Annotated in this window: 17 protein-coding genes; 6 read left to right on the top strand and 11 right to left on the bottom strand. The window is 66.1% G+C overall.

All coding sequences use genetic code 11. The annotated features are described in order from the left end of the window. Positions 1 to 303: 303 nt before the first annotated feature. The 4 genes from ACFFUC_RS16015 to ACFFUC_RS16030 form a co-directional block, all read right to left on the bottom strand. Positions 304 to 1,374 (bottom strand): ABC transporter substrate-binding protein, encoded by a 1,071-nt coding sequence (locus tag ACFFUC_RS16015; RefSeq protein ID WP_377687853.1) that lies wholly within the window; start codon positions 1,372 to 1,374, stop codon positions 304 to 306. Between the two features lie 85 nt (positions 1,375 to 1,459). After that, the gene (locus tag ACFFUC_RS16020; protein ID WP_377687854.1) at positions 1,460 to 2,629 is read right to left on the bottom strand and encodes an ABC transporter ATP-binding protein; all 1,170 of its coding nucleotides are present in this window, start codon (positions 2,627 to 2,629) and stop codon (positions 1,460 to 1,462) included. Positions 2,630 to 2,883: 254 nt separating this feature from the next. Then, the gene (locus ACFFUC_RS16025) at positions 2,884 to 3,201 is read right to left on the bottom strand and encodes a 2Fe-2S iron-sulfur cluster-binding protein (RefSeq protein ID WP_377687855.1); all 318 of its coding nucleotides are present in this window, start codon (positions 3,199 to 3,201) and stop codon (positions 2,884 to 2,886) included. A gap of 40 nt (positions 3,202 to 3,241) precedes the next feature. Continuing rightward, a complete protein-coding gene (locus ACFFUC_RS16030) occupies positions 3,242 to 4,396 on the bottom strand; it encodes an aromatic ring-hydroxylating oxygenase subunit alpha (RefSeq protein ID WP_377687856.1) in 1,155 nt (384 codons plus the stop codon). 129 nt (positions 4,397 to 4,525) lie between these two features. Between ACFFUC_RS16030 and ACFFUC_RS16035 the strand changes: the two genes are divergently transcribed. Beyond that, complete coding sequence (locus ACFFUC_RS16035) at positions 4,526 to 5,434, top strand: LysR family transcriptional regulator (protein WP_377687857.1); 909 nt, start codon at positions 4,526 to 4,528, stop codon at positions 5,432 to 5,434. A gap of 25 nt (positions 5,435 to 5,459) precedes the next feature. On the opposite strand, the gene chrA is transcribed toward ACFFUC_RS16035, so the two are convergent. The 3 genes from chrA to ACFFUC_RS16050 all read right to left on the bottom strand — a co-directional run bounded on the left by chrA (position 5,460) and on the right by ACFFUC_RS16050 (position 8,609). Next, positions 5,460 to 6,698: a chromate efflux transporter gene (gene chrA, locus ACFFUC_RS16040; protein ID WP_377687858.1), complete on the bottom strand. Its 1,239-nt coding sequence runs from the start codon at positions 6,696 to 6,698 to the stop codon at positions 5,460 to 5,462. 70 nt (positions 6,699 to 6,768) lie between these two features. Further along, positions 6,769 to 6,942: a hypothetical protein gene (locus tag ACFFUC_RS16045; protein ID WP_377687859.1), complete on the bottom strand. Its 174-nt coding sequence runs from the start codon at positions 6,940 to 6,942 to the stop codon at positions 6,769 to 6,771. 77 nt (positions 6,943 to 7,019) lie between these two features. After that, positions 7,020 to 8,609 (bottom strand): cryptochrome/photolyase family protein, encoded by a 1,590-nt coding sequence (locus tag ACFFUC_RS16050; RefSeq protein ID WP_377687860.1) that lies wholly within the window; start codon positions 8,607 to 8,609, stop codon positions 7,020 to 7,022. Positions 8,610 to 8,799: 190 nt separating this feature from the next. Between ACFFUC_RS16050 and ACFFUC_RS16055 the strand changes: the two genes are divergently transcribed. Both ACFFUC_RS16055 and ACFFUC_RS16060 read left to right on the top strand, forming a co-directional pair. After that, positions 8,800 to 9,225 (top strand): hypothetical protein, encoded by a 426-nt coding sequence (locus ACFFUC_RS16055; protein WP_377687861.1) that lies wholly within the window; start codon positions 8,800 to 8,802, stop codon positions 9,223 to 9,225. Between the two features lie 67 nt (positions 9,226 to 9,292). Then, positions 9,293 to 10,948: a multicopper oxidase family protein gene (locus ACFFUC_RS16060; protein WP_377687863.1), complete on the top strand. Its 1,656-nt coding sequence runs from the start codon at positions 9,293 to 9,295 to the stop codon at positions 10,946 to 10,948. Between the two features lie 81 nt (positions 10,949 to 11,029). Here the strand turns inward: ACFFUC_RS16060 and ACFFUC_RS16065 are convergent, their stop codons facing one another. Further along, entirely contained in the window at positions 11,030 to 11,770 is a 741-nt protein-coding gene (locus ACFFUC_RS16065; RefSeq protein ID WP_377687864.1) for a TetR/AcrR family transcriptional regulator, read from the bottom strand. 197 nt (positions 11,771 to 11,967) lie between these two features. Here ACFFUC_RS16065 and ACFFUC_RS16070 point away from each other — a divergent pair, with 197 nt between their 5' ends. The 3 genes from ACFFUC_RS16070 to ACFFUC_RS16080 all read left to right on the top strand — a co-directional run bounded on the left by ACFFUC_RS16070 (position 11,968) and on the right by ACFFUC_RS16080 (position 15,536). Next, a complete protein-coding gene (locus ACFFUC_RS16070; protein WP_377687865.1) occupies positions 11,968 to 13,197 on the top strand; it encodes an HlyD family secretion protein in 1,230 nt (409 codons plus the stop codon). 1 nt (position 13,198) lies between these two features. After that, a complete protein-coding gene (locus ACFFUC_RS16075; protein WP_377687866.1) occupies positions 13,199 to 14,815 on the top strand; it encodes a DHA2 family efflux MFS transporter permease subunit in 1,617 nt (538 codons plus the stop codon). A 184-nt stretch (positions 14,816 to 14,999) separates the two neighbouring features. Then, complete coding sequence (locus tag ACFFUC_RS16080) at positions 15,000 to 15,536, top strand: cytochrome b (RefSeq protein WP_377687868.1); 537 nt, start codon at positions 15,000 to 15,002, stop codon at positions 15,534 to 15,536. 63 nt (positions 15,537 to 15,599) lie between these two features. On the opposite strand, the gene ACFFUC_RS16085 is transcribed toward ACFFUC_RS16080, so the two are convergent. The 3 genes from ACFFUC_RS16085 to ACFFUC_RS16095 are packed head-to-tail and all read right to left on the bottom strand — an operon-like array spanning position 15,600 to position 18,003. Continuing rightward, positions 15,600 to 16,382: a sulfite exporter TauE/SafE family protein gene (locus tag ACFFUC_RS16085; RefSeq protein ID WP_377687869.1), complete on the bottom strand. Its 783-nt coding sequence runs from the start codon at positions 16,380 to 16,382 to the stop codon at positions 15,600 to 15,602. Continuing rightward, positions 16,379 to 17,038 (bottom strand): TetR/AcrR family transcriptional regulator, encoded by a 660-nt coding sequence (locus tag ACFFUC_RS16090; protein ID WP_377687870.1) that lies wholly within the window; start codon positions 17,036 to 17,038, stop codon positions 16,379 to 16,381. The genes ACFFUC_RS16085 and ACFFUC_RS16090 overlap by 4 nt, the downstream gene beginning before the upstream one ends. Next, the gene (locus tag ACFFUC_RS16095) at positions 17,035 to 18,003 is read right to left on the bottom strand and encodes a DMT family transporter (RefSeq protein WP_377687871.1); all 969 of its coding nucleotides are present in this window, start codon (positions 18,001 to 18,003) and stop codon (positions 17,035 to 17,037) included. Before ACFFUC_RS16095 ends, ACFFUC_RS16090 begins: the two co-directional genes overlap by 4 nt. Positions 18,004 to 18,160 lie beyond the last annotated feature (157 nt).

Genomic DNA, 18,160 nt, shown 5'->3' on the forward strand with positions numbered 1-18,160 from the left:
GCGGAGCGGCCCGCCGGACGAGGCGGACTCCGCATGGGGATCAAGCGCATGGGCCATAGCTTTCCTTCATTCTCGGGGACGCGCGGGGGCAGGGGCGGCGGGTGTCGCCGCCGGATTTCGCTGCCGCAGGCCCGTTCTGATCCGGCCTGTTTCGCGTCAATTGGGGTGTCGTGACGGGTGGGGCGGAGAGGCCGGAACCGGCCGTTCGGGCCGCGGCACGGGCGCAGGGGCCGGCGGATGGGCGGGTGAGCGGTCGGGCAAGAGCCCCGCCCGCGCGGCAAAGCGCAGGCGGGGAGGGTGTGCTTACTTCGAGAGCCAGACGTTGAAACGCTCGGTCATCTCGGTTTCGTGGTCGACCCAGTAGTCATAGGACGACACGAGGGCATTCCCCATATTGGCCGGATTGGTCGGCATATGCGGGGCCATTTCGGTCTTGCCGTCCTCGAACAGGCCGACGAGCGACTGCGAGGAGCGGCGCGGCGGGCCGTAGGCGATCCATTTGCTCTGGTCGGCAAGCGGCTTGGTGCTGGTGGCGAATTTGATGTATTCCAGCGCCTCGTCCTTGTTCGGCGCGCCTTTCGGAACGGCGAAGAGGTCGTATTCCTGCACCTGGCCGTCCCAGACGATGGCAAAGGGCTTGCCCTCGGAAACCATCGCCGAGAAGAGCCGCCCGTTGTAGCCGGTCGACATCACCACCTCGCCATCGGCCAGAAGCTGGGGCGGCTGCGCGCCCGCTTCCCACCAGACGATATCGGATTTGATCTGGTCGAGCTTGGCGAAAGCGCGGTCGACGCCTTCGGGGGTGGCCAGCGTCTCGTAGACTTCGGCCGCCGGCACGCCGTCAGCCATCAGCGCCAGTTCGAGGTTGATCTTGGCACCTTTGCGCAGGCCGCGCTTGCCCGGGAATTTCGCCGTATCGAAAAGATCGGCAATCGTCGCGGGCTTGGCATCGGGGAATTTCGTGGTGTCATAGCCGTAGACGGTCGCGAAAACCATCGAGGCAATCGCGCAATCGGTCACGGCCTCGGGCAGGAAATCGTCGACGGCGGGCGTGCCGTCGGGGGCTGCGGGCAGCGAGGCGGGGTCGATTTCCTCGAGCACGCCTTCGTCGCAAAGCCGCACCGCATCGGTGAATTCGAGATCGGCGACATCGACGGTGACATTGCCCGCATCGACCATGGATTTGATCGGCGCGGCGGGGTTGTCCGAGGAGATCATCTTGACCGCAATGCCGGTCTCGGCGGTGAAAGGCTTGTTATAGGCCTCGACCTGTGCGCGCTCGTAGGCACCACCCCAGCTCATGACGGTCAATTCGGCATGGGCCGGATAGGTCAATGCGCAAAGGGCGCTGGCTTGCAAAAGAAGCTTCTTCATGTCCGTGTTCCCTGTCTTGGTTTTTGTGGTTGCCTTGTGGGGTCATGCGGTCGTGCGGCGGGTCCGGTGTCGGTGTCGGAGAGGCTCAGACCGGATCCAGCGCGCGGGCATCTTCGGGGTGCCAGCCGATCTCGATCGTCTCGCCTGCCGTCAGGCGGCGCTGGCCAAGCGTATTGCGGTATTTCATGACGAAATCATCCGATCCGGCGACGCAGAGCCGCGCACGCAGGATATCGCCCATATAGACGACATCGCGCACGGTCGCGCTGATGCGGTGGGCGTCGCGCGGCATCATCTCGGGCTTGAATTCGACGCGTTCGGGGCGGATCGAGACCAGCGTCTCCTGACCCTTTTCGCGGATGTTGACGGCGGTGGCGTCGATCAGCTCGCCGGTCGCGAGCCGCACGAGCGCTTTGCCGTTCTCGAGCCTTTCAATCCGGCCGGGCAGCTTGTTGTTCTCGCCGATGAAGCCCGCGACGAAGCTGTTGTGGGGCCGCTCGTAGAGCTCGGCGGGCGGGGCGAGCTGCTGGATTCGCCCGTCGTTGAAGACCGCGACGCGGTCCGACATGGTCAAAGCTTCACCCTGATCATGGGTGACATAGACCACCGTAATGCCGAGACGGTCGTGCAAAGCCTTGATTTCGAACTGCATATGTTCGCGCAACTGCTTGTCGAGCGCGCCGAGCGGCTCGTCCATCAGGACCAGCTTGGGGTCGAAAACCAGCGCGCGGGCAAGCGCGATACGCTGCTGCTGGCCGCCCGACAGCTGCGAGGGGCGGCGGTTGCGGAACTGCCCCATCTGCACCATGTCGAGGGCGCGGGAGATCTTTTCCTCGCGCTCGGATTTTCCCAGAGCGCGCACCTCAAGCGGGAAGGCCAGATTCTCGCCGATCGTCATATGGGGAAACAGCGCGTAATTCTGGAAGACCATGCCGATCCCGCGCTTGTGGGGCGGCACGTCGTTGATGTTTTTGCCGTCGAGGCGGATCTCGCCCGAGGTTGCGGTCTCGAAGCCCGCCAGCATCATCAGGCAGGTGGTTTTGCCCGAACCCGAAGGCCCGAGCATGGTCAGAAACTCGCCCTTGCCGATCGTCAGGTTCAGATCCTTCACCACCAGCGACTGGCCGTCGTAGCTCTTCTGCACGCGGTCGAAGACGACATAGGGATCGGCAACGGGCGCGGGTCCGGACGTGACAGGGGAATCGGCGATCAAACGTGCGGTGCTCGTCTGCGGGGCTAGGGTCTGGCTGTTCATCCGGTGGCTTCTCGCTGTGACGACGCTTGAAAGAGGTTGATGGGTGATCATCGGGAGCGGCGAATTTCAGGTAAATTAAAGATTTCCGTCGGCCTGCTTCGGTTCAGCCTAATCTGTGCCTCGGGAAGCCCGATGATCGCGCCTTGCCCGATGAAGCGGCAAAAGCCGCCGTTTCGGGCAGACGGAAAACGCGGGAGGCGCCGCCCCCTGCACGAAGGGGCGGCGTTCGCCGGCAAGGTCCGGCCAAAGGGGGATCACGGCGCGGGGACGGTCAGGATCAGCCCGTCGAGCGCCTCCGAGGCGGTGATCTGGCAGCTCAGACGGCTTTCGGGCCGCCGCTCGTCGTCGAGGAAATCGAGCAGGTCGTCCTCGGGGGCGGAGGGCGGGCCGAGCCGTGCGATCCATGCCGGATCGGGCAGGACGTGGCAAGTCGCACAGGCGAGATTGCCGCCGCATTCGCCGCGGATCCCGCCCACCCCCTGCTCGAGCGCGGCGCGCATGAGGGTGGTGCCGGGGGCGACATCCGCCGCTATCTCGCGCCCCGAGGCTTCGCGCCAGATGATCCTCACCATCCGGCCCGCGCCCCGCTGCACGGCCTTGCGCCTGCTGCACTCATTCGGCCGCCTGCGCGAAGCTGCGCTCGAAACCGGCGGTGCGTTCCGCGATATATTGCATGAAGTCGTAAATCGGGCGTTCGAGATAGGACAGATGGCCCGGCACGGCCTTGTCGGCGCTCAGCCCGCGATAGACTTTCTCGGTGCAGCCGCGATCTTCGAGGTTCACCTCGTCGAGCAGGGTCTTGAGCGTGGCAACAAATTCACCGGCCTTGGGATCGGCCATGAATTCCGGCGAGAGGCCGCCGCCAAAGGTGATCGCGACCTGACCCGGCCCTTTGGGATGGAGCGAGAGATACCAGAAATAGCCCGGCGTCAGCGTGATCAGATGGCTGGGGTAAAGCGTGATCAGCGCGGTGGTTTTGCGCCAATGGCCGGTCAGGCGGGTGTTGTCGGGATGGGCGTTGCCCATCGGCAGGGACGCCTCTTTGGTGATCCAGTGATAGTTGAAGGCCTTGAGGCCGGGGGGGCAGTCCATTTCCTCCAGCTTGGAATGGCCGCCGACGGTATCGGCATGGCAGACCGGCAGGTGGTAGCTCTCCATGAAATTCTCGGCCAGAACCTTCCAGTTCGTGTCCCAGACATGGGTCTCGCGGAAGCATTCCTGATAGTTTTCAACCTCGTAGGGCGCGATCATCGCGTCAAGCTCGCCCAGCCCCGAGGCAAGGCTCGGGCGGTCGTTGTCGAGGGTGACATAGATCCAGCCCTTCCATTCCTCGCAGCGGATGGCGGGCAGCTTGTAGTTTTCCTTACAGAAACCCGTCGTCTCTGCCATGAAGGGCGCGCCGCGCAGCTGGCCGTCCAGCCCGTAGGTCCAGGCGTGATAGGGGCAGACGAGGACGCGCTTGTTGCCCGTGCCTTCGACCAGCGTCGACATGCGGTGCAGGCAGACGTTGGAAAAGGCGCGGATGCCCTGCTCGCGGTCGCGGATCACGACGATGGGCTGTCCGGCCAGATCGAAGGTCAGGTAATCGCCGACATTGGGCAGGCCGCTCGCATGGCCGACGCAGACCCATTCCTTGCCGAAAATCTCGGAAAGTTCGAGATCGAGAAAATCGGTGCTGGTATAGACCGAAGGCGGCATGGCGCGGGCATCGACCATCGGGCGGGCGGCGGCGGCAAGCAGTTCGGCGAGGGGGCTGGCTTGTGACATTGCTGTCTCCTTGGCTGGGCGGGCCGGATGCGCGGGGCGGCGCTTCGGCAGCACTTCTGTTGGAACCAGCTTGACCGAGCGCCAAGAAATATCAAAATTCAAATAACCTAAGAATTAAGAAGGTAAAATATGGTCAGGTTCACCCTCCGCCAATGTGCCTATTTCCGCGCGGTCGCCGAACAGGGCGGGATCGCGCAGGCGGCGCGGGTTCTCAATATCTCGCAGCCCTCGGTCGCGCAGGCCATCGAGAAGCTCGAGGATGTGACCGGCATGGCCCTTTTCGAGCGCCACCACGCCCGCGGCCTGACCCTGACCATGCAGGGGCGGCTGTTTCTGGCCGAGGTCGAGGCGCTCGAGGCCCGCGCCATGCAGGTCGAACGCGAGGCGACGGCTCTGGCCTCGGGACTGCGCGGCGAGATCCGGCTGGGGATTTTCTGGACGCTCGCGCCCTTTTACGCGGCGGGGCTGATCCGCAGTTTCCGCGCCATCGCGCCCGAGGTTCGCCTGCATCCGCAAGAGGCCTCGCTGTCGGCTTTGGCCGAGCGCCTGCGCGAGCGCAAACTCGACTTCGCGCTGACCTATGATCAGGGCGCGGATGCGCAGGGGCTGGTTTTCCAGCCGCTGGCCGCCTTGCGCCCGATGGTCGTCGTGGCGCGCGACCATCCGCTGGCGGGCCGCGAGGCGGTCTCTCTCCGCGATCTGGCGCAGGAGCCCTATGTGCTTTTCGACGCACCCGGCAGCAGCAGCTATTTTCAGGATCTTCTGGCCGAGGGCGGGATCGCCCCGCCGGTGGCCTATGCCTCGACCTCGATGGAATCGGTGCGCAGCGCGGTTGCGGCGGGCTTCGGCTTCACGCTTTTGGTGATGCGCCCGCCTTCGGACCAGACCTATGACGGCGGCGCGGTCCGCACCATCGCGCTCACCGATCCGCTGCGGCCCCTCAATGTCGTGCTCGCCTCGCGCGAGGGAGTCCATGCAGGCGGCATCGCGCGCCGGTTCGCGGATCACGCCGCCGCGTGGTTTGCGGCGCGGATCTAGCTGCGGCGCGGCTGCCCGGGACCGCTCAGGCCGGAAGACCGAGCAGGATGCCGCCGCCCGCGCCGACAAGGACCACGACCCAAGGCGCGGCCTTCCATTGCACCAGCAACAGGAAGCAGGCGAGCGCCAGCGCGAAATCGCGCAGATCGCCCAAGGCGCTTGTCGCCACCGGCGTATAAAGCGCCGCGCCGAGGATCCCGACCACCGCCGCATTCGCCCCCTGCATCACGGCCTGCGCGGCAGGGGTTCTGCGCAGATCCTGCCAGAAGGGCAGGGCCGCGGTCAGCAGGAGAAAGCCCGGCAGAAACACCGCAACCAGCGCGATTGCCGCGCCGGCTATGCCGTGGGGCGCGGGCACAAGCGCCGCGCCCAGATAGGCGGCAAAGGTGAAAAGCGGGCCCGGCATGGCTTGGGCCGCGCCATAGCCCGCAAGAAAGCTCTCGGGGGTGATCCAGCCGCGCGCGACGGTTTCGGCCTGCAAAAGCGGCAAGACGACATGGCCGCCACCAAAAACCAGCGCGCCCGCGCGGTAAAAGGCGTCGAACAAGGCCCATCCCTGCGCAAGAGGCGCAAGCAGCGGAAGCGCCAGCAAAAGCGCGCCGAAACCGGCCAAAGCGCCCAGGCCCGCGCGACGGGAAACGGGAAAGGCCAAGGCCATGCGGCCCGCCTCGGGGGGCATCGGCTCCCCGAAGGGTCCGCGCATATAGCCAAGCGCGCCGCCCAGAAGGATCGCGCCGATCATGCCCCATGCCCCCGGCGCGAAAGCGATCATCGCGACGGCGGCCAGCGCGATCAGCGCGCGCTCGCGGTCGGGCGTCAGACTGCGCGCCATGCCCCAGACGGCCTGCGCGACGATCGCCACCGCCACGATCTTGAGCCCGTGGATCGCGCCGCTCCCCACCGGCCCCGCAATCCGCGCCGCGCCCAAAGCCAGTGCCACCATCACCAGCGCCGAGGGCAGGGTGAAGGCCGCGAAAGCCGCCAGCGCCCCCAGCCATCCCGCCCGCATCAGCCCCAAGGCAAAGCCGGTCTGGCTCGAGGCGGGGCCGGGCAGGAACTGGCAGAGCGCGACCAGATCGGCATAGGCGCGATCGTCGAGCCAGCCGCGTTTCTCGACCAGCTCGGCGCGGAAATAGCCCAGATGGGCGACCGGCCCTCCAAAACTCGTGAGTCCGAGTTTGAGGAAAACCGAGAAAACCTCGGCCACCGAACCGCGCGGCGGAGCGGGTGGATTGCGGGGCGGGATCGGCGTTGCTTCCGGCATGGGCTGTCTGTCTTCCGGTCGGGGCCGCGCTGCTGTCAGCTTGGGGCGCGCGTCATTGATGTCAATAAGTTCAGATGGTTGCGGGGCTTCTCTCGGGGCCGGCGCCCTTTGGCACCACGTCGACATTGCGGCGCGACAACCGGGCCAGAATGCGCGCATCCGGTGCTTCGGGCTTGGGCCGAGGCGCGGCAAGCGGCTCCGCGCACAACGGCGAGCTGCGGGGAAAGGGGGTGGCGATGTGCATTCACGGCTCATTCTGGTGTCGCTCGTCTGCCCGCAATCTTTCACGAAAAGATGTGGTTTCAAAGACAGTCGGGCGGATCACGGGCGGTCTTGGGCCTGCGAGGGCCGCTCGCGGAAAGCCTCGTAAGCGGCCAGCGCGCGGGCGCGGCCTTGGGCGAGATGCCCGGCCAAAGCCGCCGCGCCTTGGCCCGTCTCCTGACCCTGCCAACCGGCGACGGCGGCCGTCGCGGGGTCGCGGGGGTCGCGTTCGAGCCATGCGCGCGGGATCGCCTCGCGATAGGCGCGGGCCTCGGGGCCGTCGGGGGCGGGCAAGCCGTAACCTTCCAGCCAGCGTGCGCGGTAGCGTCCCTCGGGGTCGAACTGGCGCGCCTGCTTTTCGGGGTTGAAAATCCGGAAGAAAGGCGAGGCATCGGGGCCGCAGCCCGCGACCCATTGCCAGTTCATCGCATTGGCGGCGGGATCCCAATCGGTCAGACAATCGGCGAAATGGGCAAGGCCCGCGCGCCAGTCGATCAGCAGATGTTTTGTCAGCCAGCTTGCGACAACCATGCGCACACGGTTGTGCATCCGCCCGCTCAGCCACATCTCGCGCAGACCGGCATCGACCAGCGCGACACCGGTTCGGGCCTGCCGCCAGTCGGCCAGATCGCGGGGGGTCTCGCGCCAGGGAAAGGCCTCCCATTCGGGGCGCCAGCAGCGGGTCGCGAGATCGGGGCTCTCGATCAGGAGATGCCATGCGAATTCGCGCCAGATCACCTCGGACAGGAAGCTCCCGATCCCCGCGGCGCGGGCGGGATCGGCCTCGGCGGCAAGGCGGGCGCGGGCCCAGATCCGGCGCGGGCTGATCTCGCCGAGCGCGAGATGCTCCGAGAGGCCCGAGGTCGCCTCAAGATCGGGGCGGTCGCGCAGATCGCCATAGCCTGCGGCTTGATCGAGAAAGGCCCCGAAGCGGGCATGGGCCGCGGCCTCTCCGGCGGGCAAAGCGAAGGTTTCAAGCGCCGCGCGGCCGCGGTGCAGATCTGGGGCGAGATCGGGGATTGCGGGCAAGGGGGCGGGGATGCCGGCGGCGGGAGCGGGGGCAAAAGCGCAAGCCTGCGCGGTGATCCTTTGCGGCGCATCGGGCGCGGGGCGGTCGGGGCCGATGCGGCGGAGCGCGCGGGCGAAGGGGGTATAGACCTTGAAACCCGCGCCCTGCTGCGTCCGCAAAAGGCGCGGATGGACAAGGAGATGGCCCGCATGCAGCACAAGCTCGCCCCCGACTCTCTGCACGGCGTTGCGCACGCGGGTCTGAAGCGCGCGCATCTCGGGGGCGGGCCAGTCGGATTGGTGGATGCTGCGCGCGCCCGCCGACTGCAGGAGCGCGGGAAAAACGGCCTCGGGCTCGCCTTGCCACAGCGTGATGCCGGTCCCGCCGGTCCTGCGGCGCAGCTCGGCGTCAAAGGCCCGCAAAGCCCGCTCGAGCCGCCAACGGCTGGCCGCGCCCTGCGCCAACGTCAGCCGGTCGAGGAAGAAATGCACGGCCAAGGGCCCCTCGGCCAAAGCGGCGAGCAGGGCGGGGTTGTCGTCGAAGCGGAAGTCGCGCGTGAGCCAGAAAATACCGGGTGCGGGCACTGCTGGGGAGGCCGTATCGGTGGCAGGCATATCGGGCGCGGGCATATCGACCTTCATCGCTGGGGCGGTGCCTGTTCCTAGCGCGGTTTCGACCGGCGCGACAGATGCGGCCGTCTTTGGTTCGGAAAGGTTTTCCGCGCCGGATCGGCACAATTCTGCCCTTGCGCGATGACGCTCGCGTGAGGGGCGCGCGCGGGGCGATGACAGTCGGACCGCGAGGCCTTATCCTTGCACCATGCTGCGCCGGATGCCTGCCCTCGCCATGACCATGCTGACGCTGGTCGCCCTGACCCTCGCCCTCTTCGCGGCGCAGGTGCACGGCAGCGCCATGCTTGCAAGCGACACACATCACGGTGCGCATCAGGCCGTTCCGCAGCCCGCCGCCGCGCATCACGGGGCAGCTCATGCGCCCGAAAATTCCGCAGACCAGAGCCTCCATCACGGCGCGACAGTTGCATCCTGCGAAGGCGGAAGCGCCACTGGGGCGGGTTGCCTTTCGGCCTCGGCGCTGTGCGGTTTCGTCTGCACCGGCCTTGGCGCCTTGCCCTTTGCGGGGCGGATTGCGGGGCTCGGCGATGCGCGTCGCGAGCCCTATTTGCGCCAAAGCCCCGCTTTGCCGCTTGCGGGCGCACCTCCCGTCGACCAGCGCCCGCCGATCGCGGCCACCCTTTGACGTCCGGCGGCCGCTTTGGTGCCGCAATGTTTGATTTTCAAAGGGGGCTTTGCCCCGAGGAGGTCTTATGACCAGATTTTCCCGTCGCGGTTTCATGACCGCAACCGCCGCCGCCTTTGCGGCCGGCCAGATGCCTTTGCGCGGCTTCGCCCAAGGTTCCCCAGCGATTGCGCTTTCCGCGCAAAGCCGCACGCTTGATATCGGCGGGCGTGCCGCCACCGTCTACGGGCTCTCCGGCCCCTCGGGTCAGGGGCTGGTCCTCGATCCCGGCCAGCGCTTCCGCGTCGATCTGACGAACAAGCTCGATGTCGGCACGCTGATCCATTGGCATGGCCAGATCCCGCCCAATGCGCAGGACGGCGTGCCGGATCTGCCTGCGCCGGTCCTCGCACCGGGGGAGATGCGCAGCTATGACTTCGCGCCGCAGCCCGGTACGCATTGGATGCACAGCCATATTCCGATGCAGGAGATGCAGCTTCTGGCCGCGCCCCTGATCGTGCGCCGCCCCGAGGATGTCGCCGCCGACCGGCAGGAGGTGGTGATGTTCCTCCATGATTTCTCGTTCAGCACGCCCGAGGAGATCATGGCGACGATCCTTGAAGGCCATGGCGGCTCGCATGGGGCCGAAGCCCCGCCTGCCTCCGGTCAGGGCGGAATGGATCACGGGTCGATGGATCACGGGGCGATGAACCACGGGGCGATGACCGGCGCGACGACCGCCACAGCGCCCGAGGCGCAAACGGGGATGGATCATTCCGCGATGGGGCATGGGGCGGCTTCGGGCGCGGTTTCGGGCGGAATGGCCGGAACGGCGATGTCGGGCATGGACCACGCCGCGATGGGCCACGGCAACATGGACATGTCGGGCATGGATATGGGCGGCATGGATATGTCGGGCATGGAGATGGATCTCAACGACTATAACTGGGACGCCTATCTCGCCAACGACCGCATTCTCTCCGACCCGGAGGTCGTTACCGTCGAGCGCGGAGGGCGCATCCGTCTGCGCGTGATCAATGGTGCCGCCGCCACCGTCTTTTTCATCGAGACCGGCCGCGCACCCGCGCGACTGGTGGCTGTCGACGGCCACGAGATCGTGCCGGTTTCGGGGACGCGCTTCGGCGTGGCGATGGGGCAGCGCCTCGATCTCGAGATCGATCTTCCGGCCGAAACCGGCGCTTGGCCGATCCTCGCCTTGCGTGAAGGCGCGCGCGAGCAGACCGGCATCATTCTCGCCAATCCCGGTGCGCAGGTCGCGAAGATCGACCTTCTGGCCGAGACCGAGGCACCGGCTTTCGACATCGACCTCAAGCAGGAAGCGGGCCTTGCCGCCGCTGCGCCTCTGGCCGCGCGCGCGGTCCAGCGCGCGCAGATGATCATGCTCGGCGGCTCGATGTCGCCCTATCGCTGGACGATCGACGGCGCGGTCTGGGGCGAGCATCACCCCGTGCCCGCCATCACCGGCGAAAGGGTCGAGCTGACCTTTCACAACATGTCGATGATGGGCCATCCGATGCATCTGCACGGCCATGTTTTCCAGGTCGTCGCGATCAACAACCACCGCTTTGCGGGGGCGCTGCGCGATACGGTCTATGTCCCGCCGAATGCTGCGGTGACCGTCGCGCTCGATGCCGGAGAGGCGGCGCGCTGGATGCTCCATTGCCACCATATGCCGCATCTCCAGACCGGCATGATGGCGGAGTTCCGCATCGCGGCCGCCTGATCGGGGTAGCGCAAAACAGGGCCGCCGCGCGGGGATATCCTCGCGCGGCGGCTTTTGCGTCAATGGGTTGCGCGCATTTCCTTAGCGGGTTTCGCCTGCGGATTGCGGCGGATAAAGCGAGAGGAAACGCGCCACCCTGCGCGCGATGAAGGCATCGAGCTCGTCTTCGGCCAGAGGCGGCATCATCAACAGCGCGCGTCGCTGCAGGCCCGCGATGATCATGTCGAGAAACTCGCTCGCGGCCTCGCGGCAATCGGGCATCACGAGATCGCCGCGCGCGACGCGGGTGCCGAAATAATCGGCCAGCGACTGGATCGAGCGTTCCGGCCCCGAGGTGTAAAGGTAGCGCGCGAGATCGGGAAATTTCTCGCCCGCGCCGATCATCATGCGCATCGAAGCCATGACATCGCCGCTCATGAGGGTGGTGATGACATGGCGCGCGATCCGGCGCAGCTCGTCGCCGATCGCGCCCGCGCCGCTGCCGATCTCGCGGATGGCCTGCTGCATCCGGCTGCACTCGGCCAGAACGAGGCTTTCGAACATCGCTTCCTTGCTGTCGAAATAGACGTAGAGCGTCCCTTTGGAGACCTTGGCCGCGCGGGCGACATCCTGCATCGAGGCGGCCTCGAAACCTTTGGCCAGAAACATCCGCCGCGCGCCGTCGAGGATCTGGCGGCGCTTGGGATTGTCTTCGGGCGCGGGCTGCCCGTCCCCGGGAAGCCCGTCGCTGATTTGCCCGTCCTTCGACGCGGGATTTGGGCGGTCTTGCGGTTTCGGCCTGTGGGGACCGGCGGGATAGCCGAGGGGAAAGGTCGTGTTCATGCGGGGCTCCTGCGTCGGCCGTGGCGGGGCGGGTCCGCAATTTTGCGGGTTCAAGGTAATTAACATTGACCGAACCGTTCGGTCAATGATAGCGGTTGTGACAAGGAGTCGCGCCGTTTTGGCGCGGGTCGAATCATGCCCTGATCCAGCCTCTGGACCCGTGTTGCGGCATGTAGCGCAGAGGAAAGGCCCCGATCATGGCAACACCCCCGACCTCGTCAGCCCAAGCCGAAACCGCGACGCCCGACGGCGGGCCGGCTCCGGCATCCGCGCCGGCGGCTCCTCCCGCGAAATCGGGCAAGGCCAAGCGGGTTCTGGGGCTGGTGGCGCTGATCCTTCTGGGGGTCGTGGCCTATGAGGGCTACCGCTGGTTCACCTTCGGGCGCTTCCACGAAAGCACCGACGACGCCTATCTTCAGGCCGATCTCGTGGTGCTGCAGGCGCGCGAAAGCGGCTATATCACCGAAATCGCGATTGCGCCCAACGCGCCGGTCAGCCGTGGCCAGATCATCGCCCGCATCGATCCGCGCGATTACGAGATCGCCTTGACCGCCGCGCAAAACAGCCTCGAAGTCGCTAAAAGCGCGGGCCTCCAGCTCGAGGCGCAGATCGTCGCGGCCGAAGCGACCGTGCGTCAGGGCGAGGCACTGCTGATCGCCGCCGAGGCGCAAAACGACGGCGCGCAAAAGGCCTATCAGCGCGCGCGCGAACTGCGCACCAATTCCGCAGGGACGCAGGCCGCGCTGGATGCGGCCGAAGCCAATGCCAAATCCGCCGCCGCCGAAGTCGAAAGCGCCAAGGCCACGATCGCGCAGGCCCAGGCCCAGCTCGGCGTCTTGCGCGCCCAGCTTGATACCGCGCGCCTCGACGTGCGGGTTGCGCGCACGCAGGTCGAGCGCGCCCAGCTCGATCTCGACTTCACCACGATCCGCGCGCCTTTCGACGGCATCCTGACCGAGCGCCAGATCCAGGTCGGCTCTTTCGTGGCGGCGGGCAGCCGTCTCGGCACGCTGGTTCCGGTCCAGAACCTCTATGTCGGCGCGAATTTCAAAGAGACCCAGATCGCCGATATCCACCCCGGCGCGAAAGTCGGGATCCGCGTCGATGCCTGGCCGAAAGAGCGCCTTTCGGGCACGGTCGAAAGCCTGACGGCGGGGACGGGGCAGGTTTTCAGCCTGCTGCCCTCAAGCAATGCGACCGGCAATTTCACCAAAGTCGTCCAGCGCGTGCCGGTCCGCATCACGCTTGACGAGGCCGACCGCAACCGCCTGCCTTTGCGTCCGGGCATGTCGGTCGTGGTCGAGGTCGATACCCGCACCGGCGAGAACCGCCTGCTTCTGCCCGCGCCGGCAGCGCAGGGCGAACAGCCCGCCGCTACGACGAGCAAGGCCGAGCAACCGGCCGCCACCACCACCACGGGGGGCTGATTTGGCCGGCCCCACATCGGGCGCGGCCACCGCCGGCGGCGTCCCTTCGGCTGCCCCGCCCGTGGCGATGCCCGCCGAAGAACATCTCGACATGCGCAAGCTGGTCACCTTCCTTCTGATGGTGCTGGGCATGTTCATGGCAATTCTGGACATCCAGATCGTCTCGGCCTCGTTGCCGGAAATCCAGGCGGGACTCGGCGCGTCGAGCGACGAGATTCCCTGGATCCAGACCTCCTACCTGATCGCCGAAGTCATCATGATCCCGCTGTCGGGCTATCTGTCGCGGATGCTGTCGACGCGTTGGCTGTTCACGATCTCGGCAGGCGGTTTCACCGTGATGAGCGTGCTTTGCGGCCTGTCCAATTCCATGGGCGAGATGATCTTGTGGCGCACGCTACAGGGCTTTCTGGGCGGGGCGATGATCCCGATGGTGTTTGCCAGCGCCTATACGATCTTCCCGCGCTCCAAGATGCATATCGTCTCGCCGCTGATCGGGCTGGTGGCGACGCTGGCGCCGACGATCGGGCCGACTTTGGGCGGCTATCTGACGGAATTCCTCAGCTGGCACTGGCTGTTTTTCATCAATGTCGTTCCCGGCATCGTGGTGACCCTGGCCGCCTTCTTCCTGATCGATTTCGACAAACCGGATCTGAGCCTGCTCAGCCGTTTCGACTGGTGGGGCTTTCTCGGCCTCGCGGTTTTCCTCGGCACGATGGAATATGTCCTCGAGGAGGGCGCGGCCGACGACTGGTTTGCCGAGCCGACGATCGTGATGATGACCGCGATCATGACTTTGGGCGGCTTTCTGTTCTTCTGGCGCGCCTTTACCGCCGAAGAGCCGATCGTGCGGCTCGATGCCTTCACCGACCGCAACTTCGCGATGGGTTCCATCTTCTCCTTCGGGCTGGGGATCGGGCTTTACGGCATGATCTATATCTTTCCGGTCTATCTCTCGGGGGTGCGGGGGCACAATTCGCTCCAGATCGGCGAGACGATGATGGTCACCGGCGTCGCGATGTTCCTGACCGCGCCGATTGCGGGGCGGCTGGTGCAATCGGTCGATCTGCGGCTGGTCATGGGTGTGGGCTTCGCGCTTTTCGCGCTGAGCGCATGGATGATGACCGGCCTGACCGACGACTGGGACTATTGGGAGATCTTCCTGCCGCAGGTGCTGCGGGGGATCTCGCTCATGCTGTGCATGGTGCCGGTTTCGAATATCGCGCTGGGGATGCTGCCGCCCGAGCAGGTCAAGAACGCCTCGGGGCTGTTCAACCTGACGCGCAATCTTGGCGGCGCGGTGGGGCTTGCGCTCATCAATACGATTCTGTCGAACCGCGAGGATGTCCATTTCGCGCGTCTTGCCGAAAGTGTGAACGGCGCCAACGACAGTGCCGCGGGGGCGCTTGCCACGCTGACTCAGGCCTTTGCGGGGCTGGGCGATGCGGCGGAAAGCGCGGCCTATGCGACGCTGGCGCGGATGGTTTCGGTGCAGGCGATGGTGATGTCGCTGATCGATCTCTTCGTGCTTTTGACGGGGCTTTTCCTCGGCTTGGCGTTTTTGCTCTTTTTCGTGCAGCGTCCGGCAATCGGCGGCGGCGGGGGCGGCGGCGGGCATTAGGCCCGAAGCAGGTGCCTCCGCGCGCGCTTTTTCCAGTCCGGTTTCGTCCGCATCCCCGCCTCCGGTGCTCCCGCGGCGGATTGCCGCACTGCGGCGCGTGCATATTTCCGTTTGGTCTTTGTTTCGGTCGGGGCCGCTAACCCGATTCCAACCAGAGGCCGCAAGGATGAAAAAGATGCAGATAATGGACAATCAAGGATGTTTCGGCACCGTGACCCGCGCCCTTCATTGGAGCATGGCCGTGCTGATAGGCTGGCAGTTCGTCGGCATGATCAGCAAGGTCGCCGTGGGTCGCGAACACCCCGTGAGCCAGTTTCTCGGGGGCTATCACTTGAACATCGGGACGGTGCTCTTCGTGCTGATCGTCCTGCGTTTGGCTTGGGCCTTCATCAACCGCCGCAACCGGCCCTCGCACGGGGCGGGGCTTTTGGCCAAGGCGGCTGTTGCGGGCCATACCGCGATCTATACGCTGATGCTCCTCGTGCCGCTGATGGCGCTGATCCGCGCCTGGGGACGCGAGCGCGGCTTTTCTCCCTTCGGCTTCGAGCTGTTCGCCCCCCGCACGCCCGATACCGTGGTGACCGCCGCCGTCGAGCTGGGCGACATGTTCCATGGCGAATTGGCCTGGCTCATGGGCCTGCTGGTGCTGAGCCATATTTTCATGGCCGTGTTCCATCACCGCGTGCTGCGCGACGACACCATGAAGCGCATGCTGGCCTGAACGCAAAGGGCGGGCCCGAAAGCCCGCCGTATTCTTCGCCGCTTCGGCCGCAGTTGCGTCCGGTCAGCCGAGGACCAGCCCGACCGCAAGGATCAGGAGCACCACGGCAAAGCCCCGTTTGAGCAGAGCCCCCGGCACGCGGCTGGCCAGACGCGCCCCGAAGGGCGCCCCGATCAGGCTGCCGAAACCGATCCCCAGAAGCGCCTCGATATGGAGCGTGCCGAGCATGGGTGCATCCACCCCCCCGACCGGCCGCAGCGCGTAAAAGACCGCGCCCGCGACCGTCACCGGCAGGCCGATCGTGGCCGAGGTGGCAACGGCGCGCACCATCTTCCAGCCGCGCCCCGACAGGAAGGGCACCATGAAGACCCCGCCGCCCGCGCCGATCAACGCACCGGCAAAGCCGATTGCCGCCCCCGCCGCGCGGTAGGTCGCGGCCGATACCGGACGGTCCTGCACGCGTTGTTTGCGCGAAAGCAGCATCTTCAGCCCGACAAAGATCAGGAAGGCCGCGAAGATCAGCTTGAGCATATCCGCGGGCAGCCGCGTCACCAGAACCGAGCCCGCCAGCACGCCGATCAGGCTGAACGGCACGATCATGCGAAAGCTCGACCAGTCGATATTGCCGAGCCGGTTGTGGGTCACGACCGAGCTGACCGAGCCGATGGTCACGATCCCCATCGAGGTCGCCAGCGCCACCGTCGGCGCCAGATCCGGCGGCACGCCGAGATGGGGCAGCGAGAAGGTCAGCACCGGCACCGCCACCAAGGCCATGCCGACCCCGATCATGCCGAGCAGCAACCCGCCGAAGAGACCTGCGAGAAACAAGGCGAGAAAGGTGATCATGATTGCCCGTCCTGTTGCGGCGGCTCGCAGGTGACGCGCACCGCCAGATCGATCCGCGCCTCGATTTCGCTCCATTCCGGAGGGTTGTCCATCAGCCCGCGAATGATGGCATCCGTCGCGATCATATCGTGGAAAAGCAGCGCGCGCCGCGCGGGGTCGGGCAAATCGCGCAAAACCTGCGCGATCACTTTGCGGCTGGCGCGCGGCCCCGCGATATACCATTCGCGCAGGATCTCGGGGAAACGCCCCGAGGCGGCCAGAACCATGCGCTGGAAAGCGAGATGGCGCGGCGCGGTCAGCTGGCGCATCAGAGTGCGCCCGAGGATCCCCAGCGCGATGGCGGGCGGGGTGTCGCCCAGATCGAGCTGGCGCAGGGGCGACACGAATTCCGCACCAAGCCCTTGGAAAATGGCGACGAAAAGCCCCTCTTTGCCGCCGAACATCTTGTAGATATTGGTCTTCGAGCCGCCGACTTCGCGGATGATCTCGTCGATCGAGACCGCATCATAGCCGCGCTCCAGAAAGAGGTTGGTCGCGGTCTCGACGATCAGCTCGCGCCGCGCGAGGCCGCGGGTGTTGAGCCGGGGCCCGCCCTCCGCTTGCGCGGAGGTCGGGCTGCCGGTTGCGGTTTGTCGGGGCGTCTTCGCCGCGCTCATTTGAATTCAGCCTTCTGTTCGGGGGCCGGTCCGGCTTGCCGTCCGTCCGGTCGTGCCATTGCATTGGCCTGCTCGCGGGCCTCCTGCCGTGCCGATTTCGCATGGTGGTGGGCGATGCGGAAGGCGCGGCGATCGATATGTTGCGACAAAAGCAGGCTTGCGATGACGACGGCAACCCCGATCGACTGGATCACCGAGGGCACAACCCCGTTGAAGACCGCATCCAGCGCGAAAGCGGTGAGCGGGGTCATCAGCAAGAGCGGCGCGACAGAGGCGGCTCCGGCCGATTGGATCGCAAAGAACCACAAGGCGAAGGCCAGAGCGGTGACGACAAGGGCGATCAGCACAAAGCCGAGCAGGTTGGCGGCGGTGATGGTCGCCGGAATGTCGCCAAGGAAGGCCGCGACAATCGACAGCTCGACACCGGCGACGATCATTTGCCAGCCGGTCAGGCTGATGATCGAGCTGGGACGGCCCCATTTGTGCAGCAAGGTCCCGCCCAGTGCGACAGCCAGAGCCGCCCCCAAAGCCGCCGCAATCCCGATCGCGTCAAGCGCGGCATTGCCCTTGAGCACGACCATCGAGACGCCGACCGCACCCAGCGCAACCGCGCCGACCTTGGCTTTCGAGGGGATCGCTCCCAGAACCGGCCATGCCAGAAGCACCATGAACAGCGGCCCGAGCGCCTGGAAGGTTGCGGCCATCCCGCCCGGCAGGCGGATCGCGGCGACAAAGAGAAGCGCAAAGAACAGCGCGCTGTTCAGCGTCCCCAGCACGAGGATGCGGCCCCACCATTCGCGCGGCGGAAAGTCCCGCGCCAGAAGCAAGAGCGGCAGGCCGCCGCCAAGGGCACGCAAAGCCGCGTTGAACATCGGGTTCGGCGGCAGGAAACTGGTGGTGATGATATAGGTGAAGCCCCACAGGATGGCCGCGATTGCAGCCGCGAGTTTGGGTGACATGGACATCGTTCTTTCTTTCTTGGGCTACGGGTTCCAGCCAGTCGATGCGGCTTTCGTTGAGCTCAAGTTAGAATAATACGGTTCGGTATTAAAGTGATAAGGAGTGGTATCACCGTCTCCGCAGGGCAAATGCGGCGTTCGCAATTTGCGAACACTTGGGTGC

The organism is Paracoccus cavernae (assembly GCF_042430175.1).
GTDB lineage: Bacteria > Pseudomonadota > Alphaproteobacteria > Rhodobacterales > Rhodobacteraceae > Paracoccus > Paracoccus cavernae.